15 protein-coding genes are annotated in these 19,695 nt (G+C 56.2%); 5 read left to right on the top strand and 10 right to left on the bottom strand.

The features are described from left to right. Positions 1-48 precede the first annotated feature (48 nt). Positions 49-1,146 (bottom strand): tryptophan 2,3-dioxygenase family protein, encoded by a 1,098-nt coding sequence (locus GGR28_RS06975; protein ID WP_183495034.1) that lies wholly within the window; start codon positions 1,144-1,146, stop codon positions 49-51. 95 nt (positions 1,147-1,241) lie between these two features. On the opposite strand from GGR28_RS06975, the gene GGR28_RS19030 reads away from it, so the two are divergent. The 5 genes from GGR28_RS19030 (at position 1,242) to rsmG (ending at position 6,866) form a co-directional block, all read left to right on the top strand. After that, positions 1,242-2,195: an endonuclease/exonuclease/phosphatase family protein gene (locus tag GGR28_RS19030; protein ID WP_221233830.1), complete on the top strand. Its 954-nt coding sequence runs from the start codon at positions 1,242-1,244 to the stop codon at positions 2,193-2,195. A 355-nt stretch (positions 2,196-2,550) separates the two neighbouring features. Continuing rightward, positions 2,551-5,115, top strand: a complete 2,565-nt coding sequence (locus tag GGR28_RS06965; protein ID WP_183495032.1) for a PAS domain-containing hybrid sensor histidine kinase/response regulator — start codon at positions 2,551-2,553, stop codon at positions 5,113-5,115. Positions 5,116-5,201: 86 nt separating this feature from the next. After that, entirely contained in the window at positions 5,202-5,372 is a 171-nt protein-coding gene (locus GGR28_RS06960; protein WP_183495031.1) for a hypothetical protein, read from the top strand. Positions 5,373-5,419: 47 nt separating this feature from the next. Further along, positions 5,420-6,115 carry an RluA family pseudouridine synthase gene (locus GGR28_RS06955; protein WP_183495030.1) on the top strand — a complete coding sequence of 232 codons (696 nt, stop codon included), beginning with the start codon at positions 5,420-5,422 and terminating at the stop codon, positions 6,113-6,115. A gap of 115 nt (positions 6,116-6,230) precedes the next feature. Next, positions 6,231-6,866: a 16S rRNA (guanine(527)-N(7))-methyltransferase RsmG gene (rsmG, locus tag GGR28_RS06950; RefSeq protein ID WP_183495029.1), complete on the top strand. Its 636-nt coding sequence runs from the start codon at positions 6,231-6,233 to the stop codon at positions 6,864-6,866. An 80-nt stretch (positions 6,867-6,946) separates the two neighbouring features. On the opposite strand, the gene GGR28_RS06945 is transcribed toward rsmG, so the two are convergent. From GGR28_RS06945 to GGR28_RS06905, 9 genes are all read right to left on the bottom strand, one after another. After that, on the bottom strand, positions 6,947-7,129 hold the full coding sequence (locus GGR28_RS06945) for a hypothetical protein (protein WP_183495028.1): 183 nt from the start codon (positions 7,127-7,129) through the stop codon (positions 6,947-6,949). A gap of 32 nt (positions 7,130-7,161) precedes the next feature. Beyond that, positions 7,162-7,908, bottom strand: a complete 747-nt coding sequence (pgl, locus tag GGR28_RS06940; protein WP_183495027.1) for a 6-phosphogluconolactonase — start codon at positions 7,906-7,908, stop codon at positions 7,162-7,164. After that, positions 7,901-12,004: a DEAD/DEAH box helicase gene (locus tag GGR28_RS06935; RefSeq protein ID WP_183495026.1), complete on the bottom strand. Its 4,104-nt coding sequence runs from the start codon at positions 12,002-12,004 to the stop codon at positions 7,901-7,903. The genes pgl and GGR28_RS06935 overlap by 8 nt, the downstream gene beginning before the upstream one ends. A gap of 122 nt (positions 12,005-12,126) precedes the next feature. Beyond that, positions 12,127-12,978 carry a purine-nucleoside phosphorylase gene (locus GGR28_RS06930; RefSeq protein WP_183495025.1) on the bottom strand — a complete coding sequence of 284 codons (852 nt, stop codon included), beginning with the start codon at positions 12,976-12,978 and terminating at the stop codon, positions 12,127-12,129. Positions 12,979-12,980: 2 nt separating this feature from the next. Continuing rightward, positions 12,981-13,511, bottom strand: coding sequence for a rhodanese-like domain-containing protein (locus tag GGR28_RS06925; RefSeq protein ID WP_183495024.1), 531 nt, complete (start codon positions 13,509-13,511; stop codon positions 12,981-12,983). 18 nt (positions 13,512-13,529) lie between these two features. Further along, positions 13,530-14,639 carry a diphosphomevalonate/mevalonate 3,5-bisphosphate decarboxylase family protein gene (locus GGR28_RS06920; RefSeq protein ID WP_183495023.1) on the bottom strand — a complete coding sequence of 370 codons (1,110 nt, stop codon included), beginning with the start codon at positions 14,637-14,639 and terminating at the stop codon, positions 13,530-13,532. A gap of 12 nt (positions 14,640-14,651) precedes the next feature. Continuing rightward, a complete protein-coding gene (locus GGR28_RS06915) occupies positions 14,652-16,997 on the bottom strand; it encodes a M1 family metallopeptidase (RefSeq protein ID WP_183495022.1) in 2,346 nt (781 codons plus the stop codon). A 375-nt stretch (positions 16,998-17,372) separates the two neighbouring features. Beyond that, positions 17,373-18,704, bottom strand: coding sequence for a threonine synthase (gene thrC / locus GGR28_RS06910; protein WP_183495021.1), 1,332 nt, complete (start codon positions 18,702-18,704; stop codon positions 17,373-17,375). Positions 18,705-18,741: 37 nt separating this feature from the next. Then, a complete protein-coding gene (locus tag GGR28_RS06905; protein ID WP_183495020.1) occupies positions 18,742-19,689 on the bottom strand; it encodes a homoserine kinase in 948 nt (315 codons plus the stop codon). Between the last annotated feature and the right edge of the window lie 6 nt (positions 19,690-19,695).

Raw genomic sequence — 19,695 nt, 5'->3', positions numbered from 1 at the left:
TCCCCCGAACTTAGTAGAGTAGCCTGCTCCTGCGTGCCCGCCCTAGTTCTACGTATTGCGAAAGTGAAAGCCTAGCCCCCGTTCTACGGCGGGCGGGAGGTCCGGGAGGGAGGAACGGGGGATCAGCAGGGAGCTGATGTTGTGCAGGTCACGGAAGATCTTGTGCTGCTCGGCGGTGCGTGCCAAGTAATCGTGGCCGGAGGAGCCGCCGGTGCCGATCTTGTTGCCGATCATGCGCATCACCATCTGTGCGTGGCGGTAGCGCCAGGTGGTAAGCCCTTCGTCGATATTGAGTAGTTCGGTGAGCAGGTTGAAGGGGATGTTCAGGATGGGTTGATCGCGGTACAGGTTGATGAGGAGGGCGGCAATGGTGGCGTCGTAGGAAAGCCGGGCTTCTCCACTGGCTACCATGCGCTCGTGTTCTTCCCGGTCGAGCACGTGTTTGAAGTAGGTGCTGCTGTCTCCGACCATGCGTGAACGCATCTCCTTCATGGAGTCGCTTAACTGGCTGTTGCTGATCTGGGCCTGTTCGTGGCCGATCATGCGATCTACGGCTTCCTGGTAAGCGGCGAGGAAGTCAAAGTCTCCGAAGCGAAGAAAGGGGGTACGCTCCAGCCATTTTTCGATAAGCTCGAAGAGGCTGCCGCCGGTTTCGATGTCGTGGAGGCGGGCCTGCTGCTCCTCGGTGAAGACGATCTTGTAGGACTTGCCGTGGTAGGTGATGCGGTCCTCCTCCCGTAGCCCGAGCGTAGCCTCTACCATGCGGAACTGTACGCTCTGGAAGCCGGAAGCGGGGAAAAGGTAGTCGCGGAAATCAAGGAAGTCGAGCGGCGTCATCGTTTCCATCACCCGGATTTGCTCGATCAGCAGGTCGATGATGGTCGTGATCCTCCGCAGGCGCAGCAGCACGGTGTGCATATTGTCTTCCCGTACGCGCTCTTCGCGGAAGAGTAGCAGCACGGAATCCAGCTCGGTCAGTATTTGCTTGAACCACAGCTCGTACACCTGGTGCATGATGATGAAGAGCGTCTCGTCGTGGGCGGTTTCGCCGGCGGCCGTACTCCGGGGTTTCTGGAGCGATAACAGGGCATCCAGTTCCAGGTATTTGTGGTAGTGAATGGTGGTATACTTGTCGGACTTGCTCATTGGGGGGAAGGTACGGTATCCGGGTCCCAACATCTTTCTTATCCTCCCGTTGAGCGGGTATGAGCATGCTTCGCAAGGGTTTATTTTACGTTGTCGTGGTACTTAGTACCGTGCTGATTGTTTGCGGACTCTTGTCTCTTATTCACGATGTGTCGTACTGGTACTCCAAGATCCTGGATTTTCCACGGGTTCAGTACCTCATCGGGAGTTTGGTTTGCCTGGGCCTGTTTTCGCTCCTGAACCAGCGTTGGAAGCTTCCCGCTATTGCGCTGGCACTCGGCTTGTTGGCATCGATCGGGATACAGTCGGCCTTTATTCTGCCGTATTACCTGGGAGACCGGCCGGTCGCGGAGGCCAATGCGGGCGGTGAGGCCTCGGTAGGCATTATGATCGCGAACGTGCTGATCAGTAATCGATCCTCGGAACCCTTCCTTGAAATGGTTCGCGCCCGCGATCCGGATATGCTGCTGGTAATGGAGGTGAACGACTGGTGGATGGAGCAACTGGCTCCGCTAGATCGGGACTATGCTCACGTGATCGAATTCCCGACGGACAACGCCTACGGCATGGCGCTGTATTCGAAATTCCCCCTCGATGAAAGTCAGATAAAATTCTTTAATCACGACGACGTGCCCTCCATTCATGCGGGGGTTGCTCTGCCGTCGGGAAGGAAGTTCAGATTTCACGGGATGCACCCGGTCGCTCCCGTTCCCAGCAAGGAGTATCCCGACAATCGGGGAGAAAAGGAAGTTGCCCTGGGCAAAGTGGCCGCCATGGTTGCCCAAGATTCGCTCCCCGCCATCGTCGCCGGCGACCTCAACGACGTTTCCTGGTCCAATACCGCTCGGCTGTTTGAGCAGGAGAGTAAGCTGAATAACGTTCGCCTGGGTCGGGGCCTGTATAATTCCTTCGACGCTACCTCTCCCTTTCTGCGGTGGCCCCTCGACCACTACTTCGTTCATGGTGACTTCTCCCTGCTAAAGTTGGAACGCCTACCGAAATTCGGTTCGGATCACTTTCCGATGTATGCGGAGTTTGTGCTGAAGTGATCTAGTGCAACTGAAGCTTCATCGCCCGGCCCGATCGTTTACCGCAGCTGGCGCGTATTTCCTGCTGCCAGGGAGTTTTTCTTCCTCGTTGCTTTTGTCTGCATAAGATGCCAAGGTCTCCGATGAACGCACGGGTAAGGAATATTCACGACTTTTCAGACCGCAGGAGCCTTTTGCATACCTTTTTTTACCAGCTTGTTCATTTAGTTCGGCAGAATTTTCAGTTTTATGTCCTTAGCGTACTAAATTGTCACTCAGCCGCTCAGTATTACCCGATATCCTATTCAACTTTGCGGTGAATGAGAAGCCTTACCTTCTGTTTTGAGCGGTCGATCTACTTGTCTAAGTTTCCTTTTTGCACCTATTCCTTGCCGGTCCTTCACACCGCAACGTCATGAAAAAAAACCTTACTCATCTGTCGGCCCACTATGAAGCAATCTTCATGGCCGCACCTACGGCGCTGCTGATGCTGCGGCCGGACGCCCCTAAGTTTACCATTATAACTGCCAATGATGCCTACGTAGAGGCGACGCTATCCAGTAGGGCCGACTTAATTGGCAAGGGAGTCTTTGATGCCTTTCCGGCCAATCCCGAGGATGGAGCGGTCAGCGGGGCTGATCGCCTGAAGGCTTCCCTCTGCCGGGTGGTGGACACGAAGGAGGAGGATGAGATGCCCGTTCACCGTTACGACCTGCCACCGCCGCCGGGGCAGAGCGGCGGCTTTATGGAGCGGTTCTGGAAACCCGTCAATACGCCGGTGTTTGATCGGCATGGCGCGATCCAGTACATCATCCATCGGGTCGAGAATGTAACGGAAGCCGTGAGGATGGAGCGTGACCACAACCGCTTCTTCGAGTTGGCCACCGAAATTTTGGTCAAGGTCGACTACGAAGGCTACTTTCTGGAGGTGAACTCCGCCTGCGAGTCCGTCCTGGGCTGGACTCCTCAGGATATGATCGGTCAGCGCTGGGTTCAATTCTTGCATCCGGCCGACATCGAAATGACCTATGCTAAACTAGAAAGGGTATTCGAAGGGGAGGAGTGTCGCCACTTTCAAAACCGCTACATCTGCAAGGACGGCAACCACCGCTGGTTGAGTTGGAACACTTTCACCGTACCCGAGGAGCGCGTTATCTACTGCACCGCCACCGACATCACGCAATCCCGACGGTTGCAGGCAGTCACCGAGGGCCAGAAGCGGGCGCTCGAGATGTCCGTACACGGTAACCCCCTACCGTCCATTCTGGAGCAGCTGATCCGGACGATGGAAAATAACTCCAGGATTGGGGTGCGCGCGGCCATTTTGCTAATGAGTGAGGACAAGCAGCACCTGGTGTCCGGCGCAGCACCGAGTTTGCCTTCCGAATACAATCAGGCCGTCAACGGGATGCGCATCGGCCCGGGCCGGGGCTCCTGCGGAACGGCAGCCTCGACGGGCGTGGCGTACTCTGCCGAAAACATCCATACCGATCCCGCCTGGAGTCTCTGTAAGAACATGGCCCTCCGGCACGGCCTGCAGGCTTGCTGGTCAACCCCCATTTTTTCGTCCGCCGGCGAGGTGCTGGGAACGTTTGCCCTCTACTTCGATAAGCCCACAAATCCCAACCGGGATAAGATTCAACTCGCGGGAATAATTTCCCGAACCGCCGGTATGGTAATTGAGCGCGAACAGATCCTGGCGGCCAAACACAAGTGGGGGCAGCAACTGATTCAGGCCCGCAACGACGCCGATGCTGCCAACGTGGCTAAATCGGACTTCCTGGCCAATATGAGCCACGAGATCCGCACCCCCATGAACGTGGTCATCGGCATCTCGGACATTTTAAGTAAACACGAGGAGCTTTCTCCTTCCCAGTCGGCCCTGGTCAATACCCTCGCCAACTCTGCCGATTCCCTGCTCGCCCTGATCAATGATTTGCTGGACCTGTCCAAGATCGAAGCCCGCAGCATTGACCTGGAGCGGGTACCGTTCAACATCGGCAAGATGGTCGAGGACATTGCGGACATGATGGAGATCAGGGCCCGACAGAAAGGACTGAAGTTTACCGCCTTCGGTCACCGCGATCACCAGCAGATCTTACTCGGCGATCCAACCCGCTTGCGTCAGGTGATTCTGAATCTGTGCAGCAACGCCCTGAAGTTTACGGATTCCGGCGAAGTTGCCATCTGCCTGTCGTGTGAGCCATCCGCCACCCGCGACCGCGTTGACGTGTCGATCGCCGTTACGGACACCGGGATCGGGATCGAGGAGAGCAAGATCGACACCATCTTCCAGAAATTTACCCAGGCCGATAGCAGCATCAACCGGAAGTTCGGTGGCACCGGTCTCGGGTTGTCCATCACGAAGATGCTGGTGGAAGTCATGAATGGAAGCATCAACGTCAAGAGCACTCCGGACAAGGGATCTACCTTTACCCTTACCGTTCCCCTAGCAGTAGATGCGGTAGATTCGAATACTACGCAAGCTCCGGTCATCCCATTGCGGGTGCCTGCCGTAGTTGCCGACCCCGCCAGGATCGTTCTGCTGGTCGAAGACTTTGAGCCGAACGCCATCATCGCCGCACGTTATCTAGCCGTCTTTGGGTATACCTGTGACACCGCCACCAACGGCCGGGAAGCCGTTGAGAAGGTCAAAACCGGAAGCTACTGCGCCATCCTCATGGACATCCAGATGCCGGAAATGAACGGATTCCTCGCCACCCGCCACATCCGGCAGTACGAACGGGACACCGGGGCCGCTCGCACCCCGATACTCGCGATGACCGCCCACTCCATGGCGGGAGACCGCGAACGTTGCCTGGCCGCGGACATGGACGATTACCTGTCCAAGCCGTTTAAAGCGCTCGACCTGAAGACCAAACTCAGCGCCCTGGTCAAAGCACCCGCCCCCCGGGCCCGTAACACGATCGGGGTCCGATAGGATATTATAAACCACCGCCCGATCGCATTTATGGGTGGTTATGATCGGCGGGTGTAGATCGTTCCCAACTGCCGTACCTTTACGCCATGGATTTCATCTTCACCATCGCGCTTATCTACTTCGCCTACCGGGGTTACCGGTGGTACACCCACGTACAGCAACAGGTGCGTCAGGGACCCAAGCGCCCCCCCAACATCGACATTACTCCCGAAGAGGAGGAACGTGATGACTACATCGATTACGAGGAAGTAAAGTGATTCCTCGCTAGCCTTTACGAAGCTTTCGGCTTCTACAATACCCTTTCATGCCAGATTCCGCCCCCCAACGCTTCCCCGGCCGCCCCGGTGATTGGGTTCTCTATAAAGACAACCAGCTCATCGCCTTCAATAAGCCCGCCGGCATGGCCGTGGTGCCCGATAAGAAGAAGAGCGCCAACCTGCTCCAGATCGGTGCCGCCTACGCCCACCACGATCTTTACCCCATTCACCGCCTCGACCGGCCGGTCTCCGGCGTAGTCTTGTTCGGTAAAAAATCATCGGCCCAGGCCAGTGTTTCCACTCAGTTTCAGGAGCGTACCGTGACGAAGACCTACCTCGCCGTCGTCGCCGAACGCCCGGAGCAGGACGAAGCTACCCTCGTCCATTACATTCGTGAGGGCAAGGGCAATACCTCGGAGATCGTCGATCAGTCGGACCCGGCCAGTAAGCGAGCCGAACTCAGCTACCGCTACCTTGGCAGCAGCGATCGGTACCACCTGCTGGAAATCAAGCTCCTCACCGGCCGCAAGCACCAGATCCGGGCCCAGCTTGGAGCCATCGGGAGTCCGTTGCGGGGGGATACGAAGTACGGTTTTAAGCGGGCGAATGAGGGCAAATCGATTGATTTGCACGCGTATACGCTTGCGTTCGATCATCCGATTAGTGGGGCGCGGGTTGAGCTGAAGGCGCCGCTACCGGAGGGGGTGGTGTGGGAGGCGTTTGGGGGGATTGTGGGGTTGTAGGTATCGCTGCCGGAGGCAGCATTTTACTGGCGCTGCCGGTAGGCAGCATTTTACTGGCGCTGCCAGGAGGCAGCGTTTTACATCGCCGCCGGGAGGCAGCATCGTACTTTATATTATGGGTGTAGAAAATGTTTTTAGGTACTTCCCCGATTTGACGGAGCGTCAGCGCGAGCAATTTTCCGCTTTAGGAGACCTTTACCGCGACTGGAACGCCAAGATCAACGTGATCAGCCGGAAGGACATCGACAATCTTTACGTACACCACGTGTTGCATTCTCTGGCGGTCGCCAGAGTCGTTGCTTTTCGGGCGGGGACGCGGGTGCTGGACCTGGGTACCGGTGGTGGATTTCCCGGTATCCCGCTCGCTATTCTGTTCCCTGATGCTGATTTCCACCTCATTGACGGAACAGCAAAGAAGATCAGGGTATGCCAGGAGGTCATCATCGCACTCGGTCTCACCAATTGCCGGGCCGAACAGCGCCGGGCCGAGGAACTGAAGCGGCGCGACTACGAATTCGTGGTGACCCGCGCCGTAGCTAAGATTGATAAGCTTGCCGAGTGGAGCCTGCGCCTCATCACGGACAAACAACGCAACGCCCTGCCCAACGGTGTGCTTGCCCTGAAGGGGAGGGGGCTGAAGGAAGAACTCGCCGCACTGCCCAAAGGAGCCTACGTCGAGGAATACCCGATCGGAAAGTGGTTCAAAGAAGATTTCTTTGAGGAAAAGGAGGTAATGTACCTACAGTACTGAAGCCACAACCCTTGCGGGTCACCTAACGGGCAGGGGGGCATGACCCAAACCCAACAACTAAAAATTCAACAACTCACATCCTACATATACCCCAGTGCCATCACCAAAAAGGTCAGCATAAAGGGCATGGACACCCAGAACCACTGGTTCATGAAGATGAGCATGAGGAAGAAGATCACCAGAGATACGAGGAAGAGCATCCAGTAATTACGCCGGGTCGTGTGGGGTTGGTGTTCGGCGGAGACAGCGGATTTGGAAGTCATAGGGGCTATACGTTGAGGTGCAAAGATAGGGTTTAGTAGCCTACTTCAGCGGCGGCAGACTTATCTAAAAACCAGTGTAGCTGTCCGTTGGGCGGATTGATGTGGGCGGCGGGAAAGGTAGTAGCCAGATGCTCCTTATTCACGATTTGAGCAACGCGCAGGGTCTTGCTGCTGCCCGTAATCAAAAAGATCACTTCGTCGGAAGCATTGATGACCGGTCCGGTGAGGGTCACGCGCAACTGACCGCTTTCGGGATGGCGGGCGACGGCACAGACGCGGCTGTCGGTAAGCAAATCCATGCTGTCGGGAAAGATGGAGGCGGTGTGGCCATCGGTTCCCATTCCCAGCATATTGATGTCGAAGATGGGCATCCCGTCGGAGTTTTGGGGCAGCAACTTGCTGATCGTCTCTCCGTAAGCCCGGGCCGCTTCTTCGGGCTCAAGATCGGTCGGTACGGGATGAATTTGCTCCGCAACAACCGGAACGTGATCGAACAGCAGCTTTTTCACCTCACCGTAGTTGCTCTCCGGATCGTCGTAGGGCACCATCCGGTCGTCGCCCCAGAAGAAGTGGAGACGGCTCCAGTCAATGCGGTCCTTGTATTCGCCGGCCAGTATTCCAAATAACAATTTAGGAGTCGATCCGCCGGAAAGCGCCCAGTAAAGGGGTGCGTCTTCCGACTTGGTGAGCTTGTCTACCAGGTGGTCGGCAAACGCGCGCGCTACGTCCTCACCAGTATCGTATACGTGTAAGTTGGGGCTGTAAATCGATTTATCCATTTTTGATCAGGTCTAATAGGTCATCTGCGCTCAGCCCTGCACTTTGCTCGGTTCCGGCGAGCAGGCTGTCGGCAAGGTCGCGCTTCTCGGCGTGCAATTTCACGATTTTTTCTTCAATGGTATTCTCGGACACGAAGCGATACACGGTCACCGGACGCATTTGCCCGATCCGGTGGGCGCGGTCGCTCGCCTGATCCTCCACGGCGGGATTCCACCAGGGATCGAGGTGCAGAACGTAATCGGCCGCCGTGAGCGTAAGACCGGTACCGCCGGCCTTGAGGCTAATGAGGAAAATGTCTCCTTCACCACGCTGGAATGCCTGTACGGCATCGTCTCGCTTGGGACCGGGAGTACTGCCGTCGAGGTACTGATAGGGTACGTCGTTCTCGATCGCCCAGGCCTCAACGATCTTGAGATGCCTTACGAACTGACTGAATATCAGTGCCTTGTGTCCATTTTCCCGCAACTCCTGCACCGTTTCCGCCAGTAGTTCCAGTTTGCTACTGGAGATGTCGACGTTTGGATCCACAAGCTTCGGATGACAGGCGGCCTGCCGTAATTTCATCAGTTCGGCCAGTATCTGGAAACGGCGGTTCGGTCCCTCGCTGTCGTCAATGCTTTCTAGTGCGTGTTGGCGTAGTGCTTCGTAGAAGGCGCGTTCCGGCTGGGAGAGTTCGACGGTGAGGGTTACCTCCGTTTTAGGCGGTAATTCTTCCAGAACCTCCTCCTTACGCCTCCGCAGGATAAAGGGCTGTATAAGTCGCCTGAGCTGCTGCCGGCGCTCGTTGTCGTTGTTCCGGGTTATGGGAATGGTATACTTCTCGTTGAAGCGCTGGAAGCTGCCCAGCAGTCCCGGATTCAGGAAAGTGAAAAGGTTCCAGAGCTCGCCGAGGTGATTCTCGATGGGTGTTCCGGTCGTTACTACCCGAAAGTCGCCCTGAAGCTTCATGGCGATCTGGCTGCGCTTGGTTCCCCGGTTCTTGATCGCTTGCGCCTCGTCAAGAATGATGGTGCCAAAGCGCTTGGCGGCAAGTGCGTCTCCCTCGAAGGGAAGCAAACCGTAGCTCACCACCAGCATATCGTAGGGACCTACGTTGTCGATAATTTCCTGGCGGTCGTTGCCGACAAGTAGGATAGGATTAAGGGTAGGCGCGAATTTTGCCGCCTCCCGAATCCAGTTTCTGGTGACGGAGGCCGGCGCAATGACGAGGGCAGGACCATCTTCCGCACGGGCCTGTAGCATGGCAAGTCCCTGGATCGTCTTACCCAGACCCATGTCATCGGCCAGACAGGCCCCAACTCCCCAGTCGGCCAGCCGCATCAGCCACCGGAAGCCATCGAGCTGGTAGGGCCGTAGTTCAGCGCGAAAGGTAGACGGCACGCGCGCCATGGTCTGGTTGACGCTCTGGATGCGTTGCAAACTGTCGCGCCAGGCGATATCGGCCTCGAATCCGCCGAGTTGGTCGACAATGTCATCCAACATTCCGCCCGCCAGCGGGTGAAGCTGCATGCCATCGCCCTTCGCAGACATGAGCCCCTCCATTTCCCGCAGCTTACGCCGCAGTTGTTCGGTAAGGGCTACGTACTGTCCTTCACTAAGCTGAATGAAGTTACTCTGCTCGTTTTCGCTGACCTTCTCAATGAGTTCCCGGAAACTTATCACCTGCTGGTCGTCGACGGCCAGGGTACCCTCCACATCGAACCAACCGGCCTTTTCCTTCACTCCAAGGCTTAGATCGCCGAAATCGACACTGCCCAGAAGCTTGATTCGCTCGCCGCGCGGATGCTCGAGCACAATGCGTTCCATCGCCCGCAGCGGCTGCAGTTCCAGTAAGATATTGAGACAGTCCTCCACCTCGTCGATCTGCCATTCATAATCGCGGTGTACGATCTTCTGTAGGGTAGGGCAGTCGATGATCACGCTCTCCGCCCGCTCGATCTCGCGGGCCAGGTCGCGCTCGGCCAGCCGGCGGTGGCCGTCGATGTCGCTGATCACCTTGTTCCTGCCCCGACCGGGTTTGAAGTACTGATCCTCCTCGTGAATGGGCCGAACGAAGAATTCCACCTTGAAGGTCTCGCCGACGGGCAACAGGTGAACGTAAGTACGGGAATCCGCCTTGGTCTCATCCAGATCGTCAATCACACCGGCCAGGGTGTTTTGAACCTCGGTGAACTTACTCAGGTTGCGGGCAACTTCGAGTAGGCGGTGACGGGCGCGCTTGGGGATTTCCAGTCCTTCGCCTATCTGACGATGTATCTGATCGTGACCGTCGTTTACTTCGATCACCTGGTAGCGGGTCGGCGTTTCCTTGACTACCTGAACGCCCGTACCCGTAAAGTCCTGCGCAAATCGGAGGTGAAGCCGATTGTTGGTCTCCTCGATGAGGAGTTGGGGATTGCGGCGCACCAGTTCCACTCCAATGGCGGAATTCTTACTGAGGTAAAGGTTCGGATGACCCACGAGGGCCAGCAGGGCATCTTCGTAGTTGATGGTAAAGCTGCCGTTCGGATGATAGCGGCTGTAGTCTTCCTCGATTGCCTTGGCAATGGCAACGTCCTGAGGCGTCATTCCCTCCACGTCACCCTGCTTCACGCGCTTCAGCGCTACTTTTCGGCCCTTCGACCAGCTTCCGCCCTTACTGAGCGTTTGCTCCCGCGGTTCCAGCTCGCGCTTTTCGAAATCAACGAACCAGACGAAGCGACTCGTCTTTTTACTGCGCTTATCGTTTCCCCGGTCCGGGGTTCCCATCCCCACCAAAACCTCCAGCGCCCGTTCCCAGGGCTCGATGCGAGGCATGGCGTCGGCCAGCGAATAGATACGCAGTTGATCGCTCAGTTGCTGGGCGCGCGTAGCGTATGCTTCCCGCGCATCGGTTTCGGGATGCCGGAGGGAGAGGACCCGCGTGAGTTCCATTTCCACCCACTGGTACCCATTGTCCTGGGCTCGCTCCCGCAGCGACTCGAGCTTGGTAAGGTATCCGGGAGTAAGGGATTCCGCACTACTATCGGTCCACAGGTGATAGAGGGCATCGAAGGTGAGCGCAAAGGCATTTGCCTCCATGCGGTCCAGTCCCTGTTGAGCGACCACCTGTGCGTCTTCGTCGTTGCGTAGGTAAGCATGAAGCGCTTTAAAGACCAGATATGTCCCCCCCAACCGCAGGTTTTGGACCGGGTCGATGTTGTCCAGGTGGTGGCCAATGAGTTCCGCACTCTTCACGCCACCGTTGCGGAGTAGCGACAACAAATAAAGGTAACCGGCCAGGTGGGCGGGATACTTGTTATCAAACTCCCTGCGGTACCCTTTCCTTACTTCCTCGATGAGTTCGTTGGCGCCCTCGTCTTCGTCGCGGAGTACGTGGTAAATAAGGTGGTTGGCGGAGCTTCGCCACTCACTCGTCTCGAGGTCGGCCCATAGCTGCAGTCGACTCCACGCGCCCTGTAAAACGAAGGCCTCGGCGAGCAGTTCCCGCAGTGGACCCGATTCCGGATCACGGATGTGCTCATGCTGTTCCAGAAATTCGATGAGCGAATCCAGGGGTTCCATGGCCACCAGGGCCCGCCGAAAGGCGTTGCGGAGGTTAATTTCCTGCCACGCCGGCAGTAAGTTTTCCACCCAGCGGGGGTCGAACTCGGCAAAGAGGGGGTCGATGAAAATACCCGTGCGCGCCTGATCAGGATAGAAATTCTCCGTCTCCCGCTGCAGCCGATCGAAGCCCGCCTCGTTCTGTAAATAGAAAGCAATGCGGATCTCCCGCATCAATGCGTGCGGACTGCTGGGCTGCCAATACGTCTTGTAGGGAAGTTCCCGCCGTATTTCGTTGAGCAGGACCGTGAAGTCCGGTCGCCGGCCGGCCTGTCGCATGATGGCCTCACTGAACAGCGGATTGATCCGCCAGCCGTGGTCGCTCTGCTTGATGAGCACGCCGGCCGTGTGGAGTTGATGGACGATCTCTTCGGTGGCCGCGTGGGTAAACCGCGATTCACCGGCCGGGGGTGGCATGCCGATTTTATTCAGCAATCGGGAGAGATCAAGGACGGAACGCTCTTCGTACACGATGCTCATAGCAGTAGCTACGTCACGCTCGGTTGCACTCAAAGTTTTCCAGGTGGTGCGGAAGGCTCCGTTCATTCAGTTTCAATCAGGGTTAACTGGTTTTAAAGGCGCAACCGGTAGAGTTAGTTGCCCAATCACTCGTTTTTTTCCCTACCGTTCCTCCTTTATTCTTCCGCAGCTTGGTGGGCAACTTCCGCGAGTTCTTCCACAATATCCCCGATAAGGAGGCGTAGCTTAGGTTCCACTACCTGCACGGTAGCAATTACGTCGTTAACGGTAGTGGGCTGGATGTCGGCAATCGGAAAACACTTGTTGCTCACTACGGAAGCAACGAACACCGGTAGGTCGGCGTGCCGGGCCACCAGGACTTCGGGCACGGTAGACATTCCGATCACATCGGCACCGATGATGTTTGCCATCCGGTACTCGGCAGGTGTTTCCAGGTTCGGACCGGCCAGGGCCAGGTAAACCCCCTCGTGTGCATTCAGTCCGTGTCGCTTAGCCAACTCCATGGCGCGGGCGTTGAGCTCACGATCGTAGGTATTGAGCATATCCGGGAAACGGGGCCCCAAACGATCGTCGTTGTGCCCCCTCAGGGGGTTATCGGGTTGCATGTTAATGTGATCGCGGATAAACACGACGTCGCCGGCGCATATATCGGGATTCACGCTACCCGAGGCATTAGAGATGAGCAGATACTCAATGCCCAACGCCTTAAGTACCCGCACCGGAAAGGTGAGCTGCTGCATGCTGTACCCCTCGTAGTAGTGGAGGCGACCAGCCATGGCCACGACGGGCGTGCCCCGTAGCGTCCCCAAAACGAGCTTTCCCCGGTGGGTCGCAACCGTCGATACGGAGAAGAAGGGAAGCAGCCCGTACACAAACTCGCGTTCGACCTCGATTTCCTCGACCAGGGTGCTGAGTCCCGTACCCAGAATAATCCCGATACGCGGCTGCGTCTTCGCACGTTGCTTAATGAAGGATACGCACTCCTGAATCTGTTGGTAAAGGGTCATGGTCAGTAAACTTTAATTGCTAGGCTATCGGGAAAGTAAGTGCCCCACTTTCGGTTATAGGTATGGATACGCTCCGTAGGTCCCCCGGCACTCACAACGGGAAAACCCGCCAACTTCCACGCATAAAGGCTGCCGTACAGGTTATACACCTGGGTAAACCCCCGCTCTCGTAACCCGGCGGCGACACGTTCACTGCGGTAACCCACCGTACAATAAACTACCAGGGGAGTGTCTTTCGCCATACCGGCGAGCCCGCCGTAATCAGGGTCATCGAATCCGAGGTGTACCGCTCCGGGAAGATGGCTAACGGCGTACTCTTCTCTCTCCCGGGCATCGAGGTATACGGCCCGGGGGAGTGCATGCGCTTCCTGTGCACTGATGGCCAGCGAATCCGCCGTGACCATGCTAGCCAGGCGCTCGTTGAGGGGTGGATAAGGGGTTTGTAGTCGGTTGGGTACGTCCTGACTTCCCAGGCGACAACCCCAACAAATCAGCAGGCCTAGGGCCCAGGCCAGTACTTTCAAGTTTCGCATCAGTTACCCTAACACCAATCAGGCATTAGTCGTTTCGTTGACGGCCAACTCCTCCGGCCCCCGACCGATTCGGTCGGCGAGGTACATCTTGTCCTCACAGTAATGAAGCAGGTGTTCACGGATGAATTTCTTCACCGGATCAGCCACCACATCCGGATAGAGTAAGTGGACGTTCGGTCCCGCGTCGAGGGTAAAGTGAACCGGGTGCCCCGTCTCCCGGCGAAACTGTTGCAGGGTGTTGATAACGTGTAGGGTGTTCGGCTCGATGAGGGTGTAGTACGGATGACTACTCATCATCAGGGCATGCAAAGTAAGTGCCTCGCTCTCGACAAGTTCACCAAACCGCTCCGTGTCTCCCGTGCGCAGCACATCCAGCATCGTAACGACCCGTCGATTGGCCTGAGCGTACCGGGTCGGCGCGTACGGATTGTGTTCCATCAGCCCGTGTCCGGCACGGCTGCTGACGGCCTTCTCCGTCCGGGAGATCAGCAAAATATCGTCGTGGTAACTTTGGAACACAGGGTGCAGTCGGTCTCCCACCGGGACGGCATATTCGTCGCTACTCTCCCCGAGGTCCGGCACCCGACCCCAAACGGCAGCCGTGCCGTATACGGAGCGACAGGCGCTACCCGAACCCAATCGTGATAGATAACTTGCCTTACGATTAAATTCGGACCGATCCGTAAGGGGAGCAAAAAGACGTTCTTCGAGGCTTACCAGGCAAAGTGCGAGCGCGCTCATCCCCGAAGCGGAACTAGCAATACCCGCCGAGTGCGGGAAGCTATTCGTAGTATCGATTCGCAACGACAGCTGCCGTAGGAAGGGATAAATCGGCAACAATCGCTCTAGAAAACCCTTGGTCCTGGTGGTAAAATCGGGCTTCGACTCCCCGTGAAAGAACAGCTCGACCTCAACCCCCTCACCTGCCGACCGCCGGGCGGCGTAGTGAAGGGTCGTGTCGGTGGCGGCACCGTCTAGGGTAAAACTGACCGATGCGTTCTGCGGCAGTTGGTCACCGTGCTTCCCCCAGTACTTTACCAGGGCGATGTTGGACGGACTGCGCCAGCGAATGGAGCCGTCTTTCACCTCATCGCTAACGATCGTGAGGGCTGGATTGTCGTAAGTCATGTGGTTGTAGCGTTACCGTTGTGATCCGGTTCCGTTGCTCCGCTGGGTCTCCTGCGAACGCCGGTTGCGCTGCATCGGGTTCTCGCTTCCCCCCCGACTGCGGCTCTGGTACAGGTCGAAACGGTTAAGCGAGCTACGGGAAGGGTAGTAGTTGTTGCTCGTATCGGTATCGGCAGTTTCCAGGAATGGATCCAGGACCACCGAAGTGACTTCCTTCGCAAAGGGGAACACCTTAGTCACCTCATCCGTACCCATTCTCCAGATCTCCGCCGGTACGCGCTCCACCTGGGTCGTTCCGTCGGCAAACGTGAATTCCAGAACGATGGGCATAACTAACCCACCAATGTTTTTGAAACTCAGTTCGTAATAGTACTTATCGGCTTCCAGCGTAGCCCGCTCCTCTTCACTCAGTCCATCCAGATACTGCTGATACTCCGCCTCGTCTAGAATGGTAGATTCCAGGGGATCATAGTCGGTGTAATAATCGCGCAACGTAGTATCGATTTCATCGTAGGTCTGGCCAATCTCTTCGTTGCGAATGCTACTGATGTTGCGGGGTGCCTCGGCCTGCTGCTTTCGCAGATTACTGTTTTCAACAACCGGATTCATGGTGTTGATCCGGAATGGACGAACCGACGTAAGGGCAATGTCCACATGGTCTACCGTATAGAACCATCCCCGCCAGAACCAATCCAGGTCAATGGCCGATGCATCCTCCATCGTGCGGAACAGGTCGGCGGGCGCGGGGTGCTTAAACTTCCACCGGTTTGCGTACTTCTTGAAGGCATAGTCAAATTGCTCCCGTCCCATCACGGTTTCGCGAAGGATATTCAGTGCCGTGGCCGGCTTGCCGTAGGCGTTGTTGCCAAATTGCCAGATTGATTCGGAGTTGGTCATAATCGGCGAGATATACTGCTTGTCGCCCTTCATATAATCTACAATCTTGTCGGCGGGGCCGCGGCGGCTCGGAAAGTCACGTTCCCACTGCTGCTCGGCGAGGTACTGCAGGAAGGTGTTCAGTCCCTCGTCCATCCAGGTCCACTGCCGCTCGTCGCTATTCACGATCATGGGGAAGTAGTTGTGGCCGACTTCGTGGATGATGACACCGATCATTCCGTACTTCGTCCGGTCGCTGTAGGTGCCATCCGCCTCGGTACGACCGAAGTTGAAACAGATCATCGGGTACTCCATCCCAATTTCGGCCGCGTTGATCGACCAGGCGACGGGGTAGGGGTAGGCAAAGGTGTAGTGGCTGTACCAACGCAGGGTATGGGCCACGGCTTTGGTAGAAAACCTTTCCCAGAGTGGATTACCCTCCTTGGGATACATCGACATCGCCATCACGACGCTGCCGTCTTCCTGTTCGACGCCCATGGCGTCCCAGATAAACTTACGCGAGCTGGCGAAGGCGAAGTCACGCACGTTCTCTGCTTTGAAGTGCCAGGTCTTTTCCTTCTTCACCTTCGATTTTTCCCGCTCAACCGCCTCCTCCTGGGTCGCGATCACTACTGGCTGAACCCGCTCCTTGCGTGCCTCCGTGAGCCGGTCGCGCTGTTTTTTTGTCAGTACGTCGCCCTCGTTCTGCAGGGTACCGGTAGCTGCCACCAGGTGATCGGCCGGTACCGTGATCTTTACGTCGTAGTCGCCGAAGGTCAGGGTAAATTCTCCGCGACCCAGAAATTGCTTGTTCTGCCAACCGTTGTTGTCGGTGTAAAGCGCCATTCTGGGGTAGAACTGGGCGATCGTGTACAGGTAGTTGTCGTCTTCGGCGAAGTATTCGGATCCCGAGCGCCCCCCACCGTCGGTCATTCGGTTGTTGATGTTATACCAGAATTTGATCGTCAGGTCCGTCTTCGCTCCGGGCTCCAGTACCTGCGGTAGTTCTACCCGCATCATCGTTTTTTGGATGTGGTAGGTCATCTCCTTTCCGCCGGCGTCCCGTACGTAGTCGATGTTGAATCCCCCCTCGAAGGATGGCTCCAGCCGGGAAAGCTGATTGAGGGTCATTCGCTCTCCCAACTCATTGGTCGACGTCTTATACGTATCTGAATCTAGCGCACGCACGTTCTGGTCCAGTTGAATCCACAGGTAGTCCAGCGGATCAGGGGAGTTATTGTGGTACGTAATTTTTTCTGTGCCGTATATCCTTTGTTGCTCATCGTCGAGCCTGATGTCCATTTCGTAATCCGCCTGCTGCTGCCAGTACATGTGTCCGGGTGCTCCGGCAGCATTCCGGTAGACGTTCGGGGTAGGCAGCTCCGAATCGAGCTGACGGAAAGGGTTTTTTGTATTGTCTTGTTGCGAAAACAGGGGAGCGGCCACGGCGAGGCACACCCATAGGGAAAGCAAAATTTTCATTTGGCAGGGATTTATAACATTTTCGCTAAGATATTACTTCATCCGCCATTACCAGTGGTAAGCCCGGCAAACTATGTCGGGCGGGGGCGCGGGAGGAGCGCAAGCAATCAAAAAGCGGTGTTCCGTGGCAAAACCCGCCATTTTTCGTTCCTAGTGTTCCACGTGGAACACAGAGCAATCAGAGGATGGTCATTCTGAGGCGACCCTGTCAATAGGGGAGCGGCTATACCGGTTAGCATACGGTACCATGTCATGCCGATAACAACACACTTGACCCCTCAGCACCTAAATTCATTAACCATATTGTTTGAAATGACTTATTCTTCAAACTAAACATCGGATAAAAAATGTTCCACGTGGAACATATCGCGGGAATTATTCAAACTTATCCAGTAAATACTTCCTTACGGGTTCGTACGCCGTTCCCATTTGGGAGGCCACTTTCTCCTTATCCTTTAAACTGGCAAGGCGCTCCGGTACGGGAATTTCATGCCCTAAAATGCGCTCTACATCTGGCTTAAACTTACTAGGATGGGCGGTTTCCAGGATAACACCCCGCGTAGCCGGATGATCCTTCTGCCACTCCTTTAGTGCTAAGTACCCTACCGCGCCATGTGGATCGATGGTGTAACCGTAGTTCCGCTCCACTTCCTTGACCGCAGCTTCGGTCACCTCATCCGTATAGCTGTATCCGGAAATCACTTCCCGCATGCTGCGGTGGGTCTCCTCGCCGGGGTGGTCCACACCTACGATATGGCCGTATAGGTTGGTCATTCGGGCAAAATTGCTGGGAGCCCCAACATCCATGGCGTTCGATAGGGTTGGAACAGACGCCCTGGTTCGGTACTGTCCCTCAGCGAGAAAACGGGGTACAACGTCGTTGTCGTTGGTAGCCGCGATGAAGTGATCTATCGGAAGCCCAAGCCGCTTAGCGATCAGGGCCGCGGTAAGGTTGCCGAAATTGCCGCTAGGCACACAGAATACCACGGGATCACCTTCTCCCAACTGCTTATAGGCCTCGAAATAATAGAAGGTTTGGGGAATCAGACGGGAGATGTTGATGCTGTTGGCCGAACTGAGGCGAAGACGGGCACGTAGGTCCCCATCCAGGAATGCACGCTTCACGATCGCCTGGCAATCATCAAACGTGCCGGAAACCTCAAGCGCATGGATGTTCTTGCCCAGGGTAGTCAGCTGCTTCTCCTGCAGGTCGCTCACTTTCCCGCTCGGGTAAAGGATTACTACCTGGATTCCAGGAGTGTCGTAAAAACCTGCAGCAACGGCTCCCCCGGTATCTCCGGAGGTAGCGACCAGAATGATCAGGTCTCGATCCGCATCGTCGTTATAGTAGGCCATAAGACGCGACATAAATCGCGCCCCGAAGTCTTTAAACGCCAGCGACGGACCGTGAAATAACTCCAGGATGTACTTCTGCTCGTCCAACGCAACTACGGGTGCCGGAAAATTAATGGCGTCCTCGACGATCCTACGCAGGTCACTGTCCGAAATTTCCGGTCCTAACAATTGTCGGGCAACCCGAAACCCGATCTCGGAAAAGGACAAGGTGGGCAATTCTCGGAAAAAGGAGTCAGGTAAGGGATCAATCCGCTCGGGCATGTAAAGGCCGTTATCGGCGGGTAATCCACGAAAAATAGCCTCCTTAACTCCTACCCGGTGGTCGGGATCGTTGGTACTATAAAATTGCATGGTATATATGTTGGAAGATTAAACGACCTGATTACGCTCAATCAATCACTTCAATAATTTCTACCCCCCGCTGATTGATGGGGGAAACGTACACCTGACTTTCAATGCCGCTGTCCTGGAAAACCGCCTGCATCCCCTGACCGACCGCCTGGGCAAGATAGCCACTGTCGCAGAGGGCAAATATGCTCGGGCCGGCACCACTGATGCTACAGCCGAGCGCTCCGCGCTGTAGTGCAACCGCCTGTACCTGATCAAACCCAGGAATCAATTTTTTCCGCTGCGGTTCAATAATGTGATCCCGCAGCGAGCGACCGAGCAGGGGAAGATCGTTGGTGTACAGCGCAGTAATAAAACTTGCCAGACTACCCATCTGCTGAATTGCCGTTTTGAGCAATACGGTATCACTCAGTACGGCGCGGGCATCGCGGGTGAGAATTTCAATCTCCGGATGCACCACCGCAACGTGTAGGTTTGTCGGCACCGGGAGGTGATGGACATCGAGTGAATCGTTCGAGCGGATCAGCGTAATGCCACCTACGAGACAGGGAGCAACGTTATCCGCATGAAAGCTTCCATCAGCTACTTCTTCTCCGAGTACGGTAAAGTAAAGCAGGGATTCCCGGGTTAGTGGAGCGCCCAGCAGTTCGTTGACCGCTACCGTAGCCCCCGCTGCACTAGCCGCCGAAGAACCCAGTCCGGAACCGAAGGGCATCTTCTTGTGAATCTCCAATTCGATGCCCCGCCCCTCCTCACCCAGGTGCTGTAGTAGCCGCAGGGCTGCCATTCCGGCCGTGTTCTTCTCAACTTCCGTAGGAAGGACTTTATCGCCCGTACCCGTAATGACCACGATGCGAACGCCGGAAAAGGAATCGTTCAGTCTGGCGACGATCTCATCCCCCGGTCGGTTGATGGCAAATCCAAGAATGTCGAACCCCACCGCTACGTTGGCTACCGTAGCCGGGGCAAATACTCTTACTTCCCGCATGTTATA

The sequence above is a fragment of the Neolewinella aquimaris genome, assembly GCF_014197245.1.
Classification (GTDB): Bacteria; Bacteroidota; Bacteroidia; order Chitinophagales; family Saprospiraceae; genus Neolewinella; species Neolewinella aquimaris.
The sequence above is the reverse complement of the archived record's forward strand: the minus strand, read 5'-3'. Positions and strand labels throughout refer to the sequence as shown.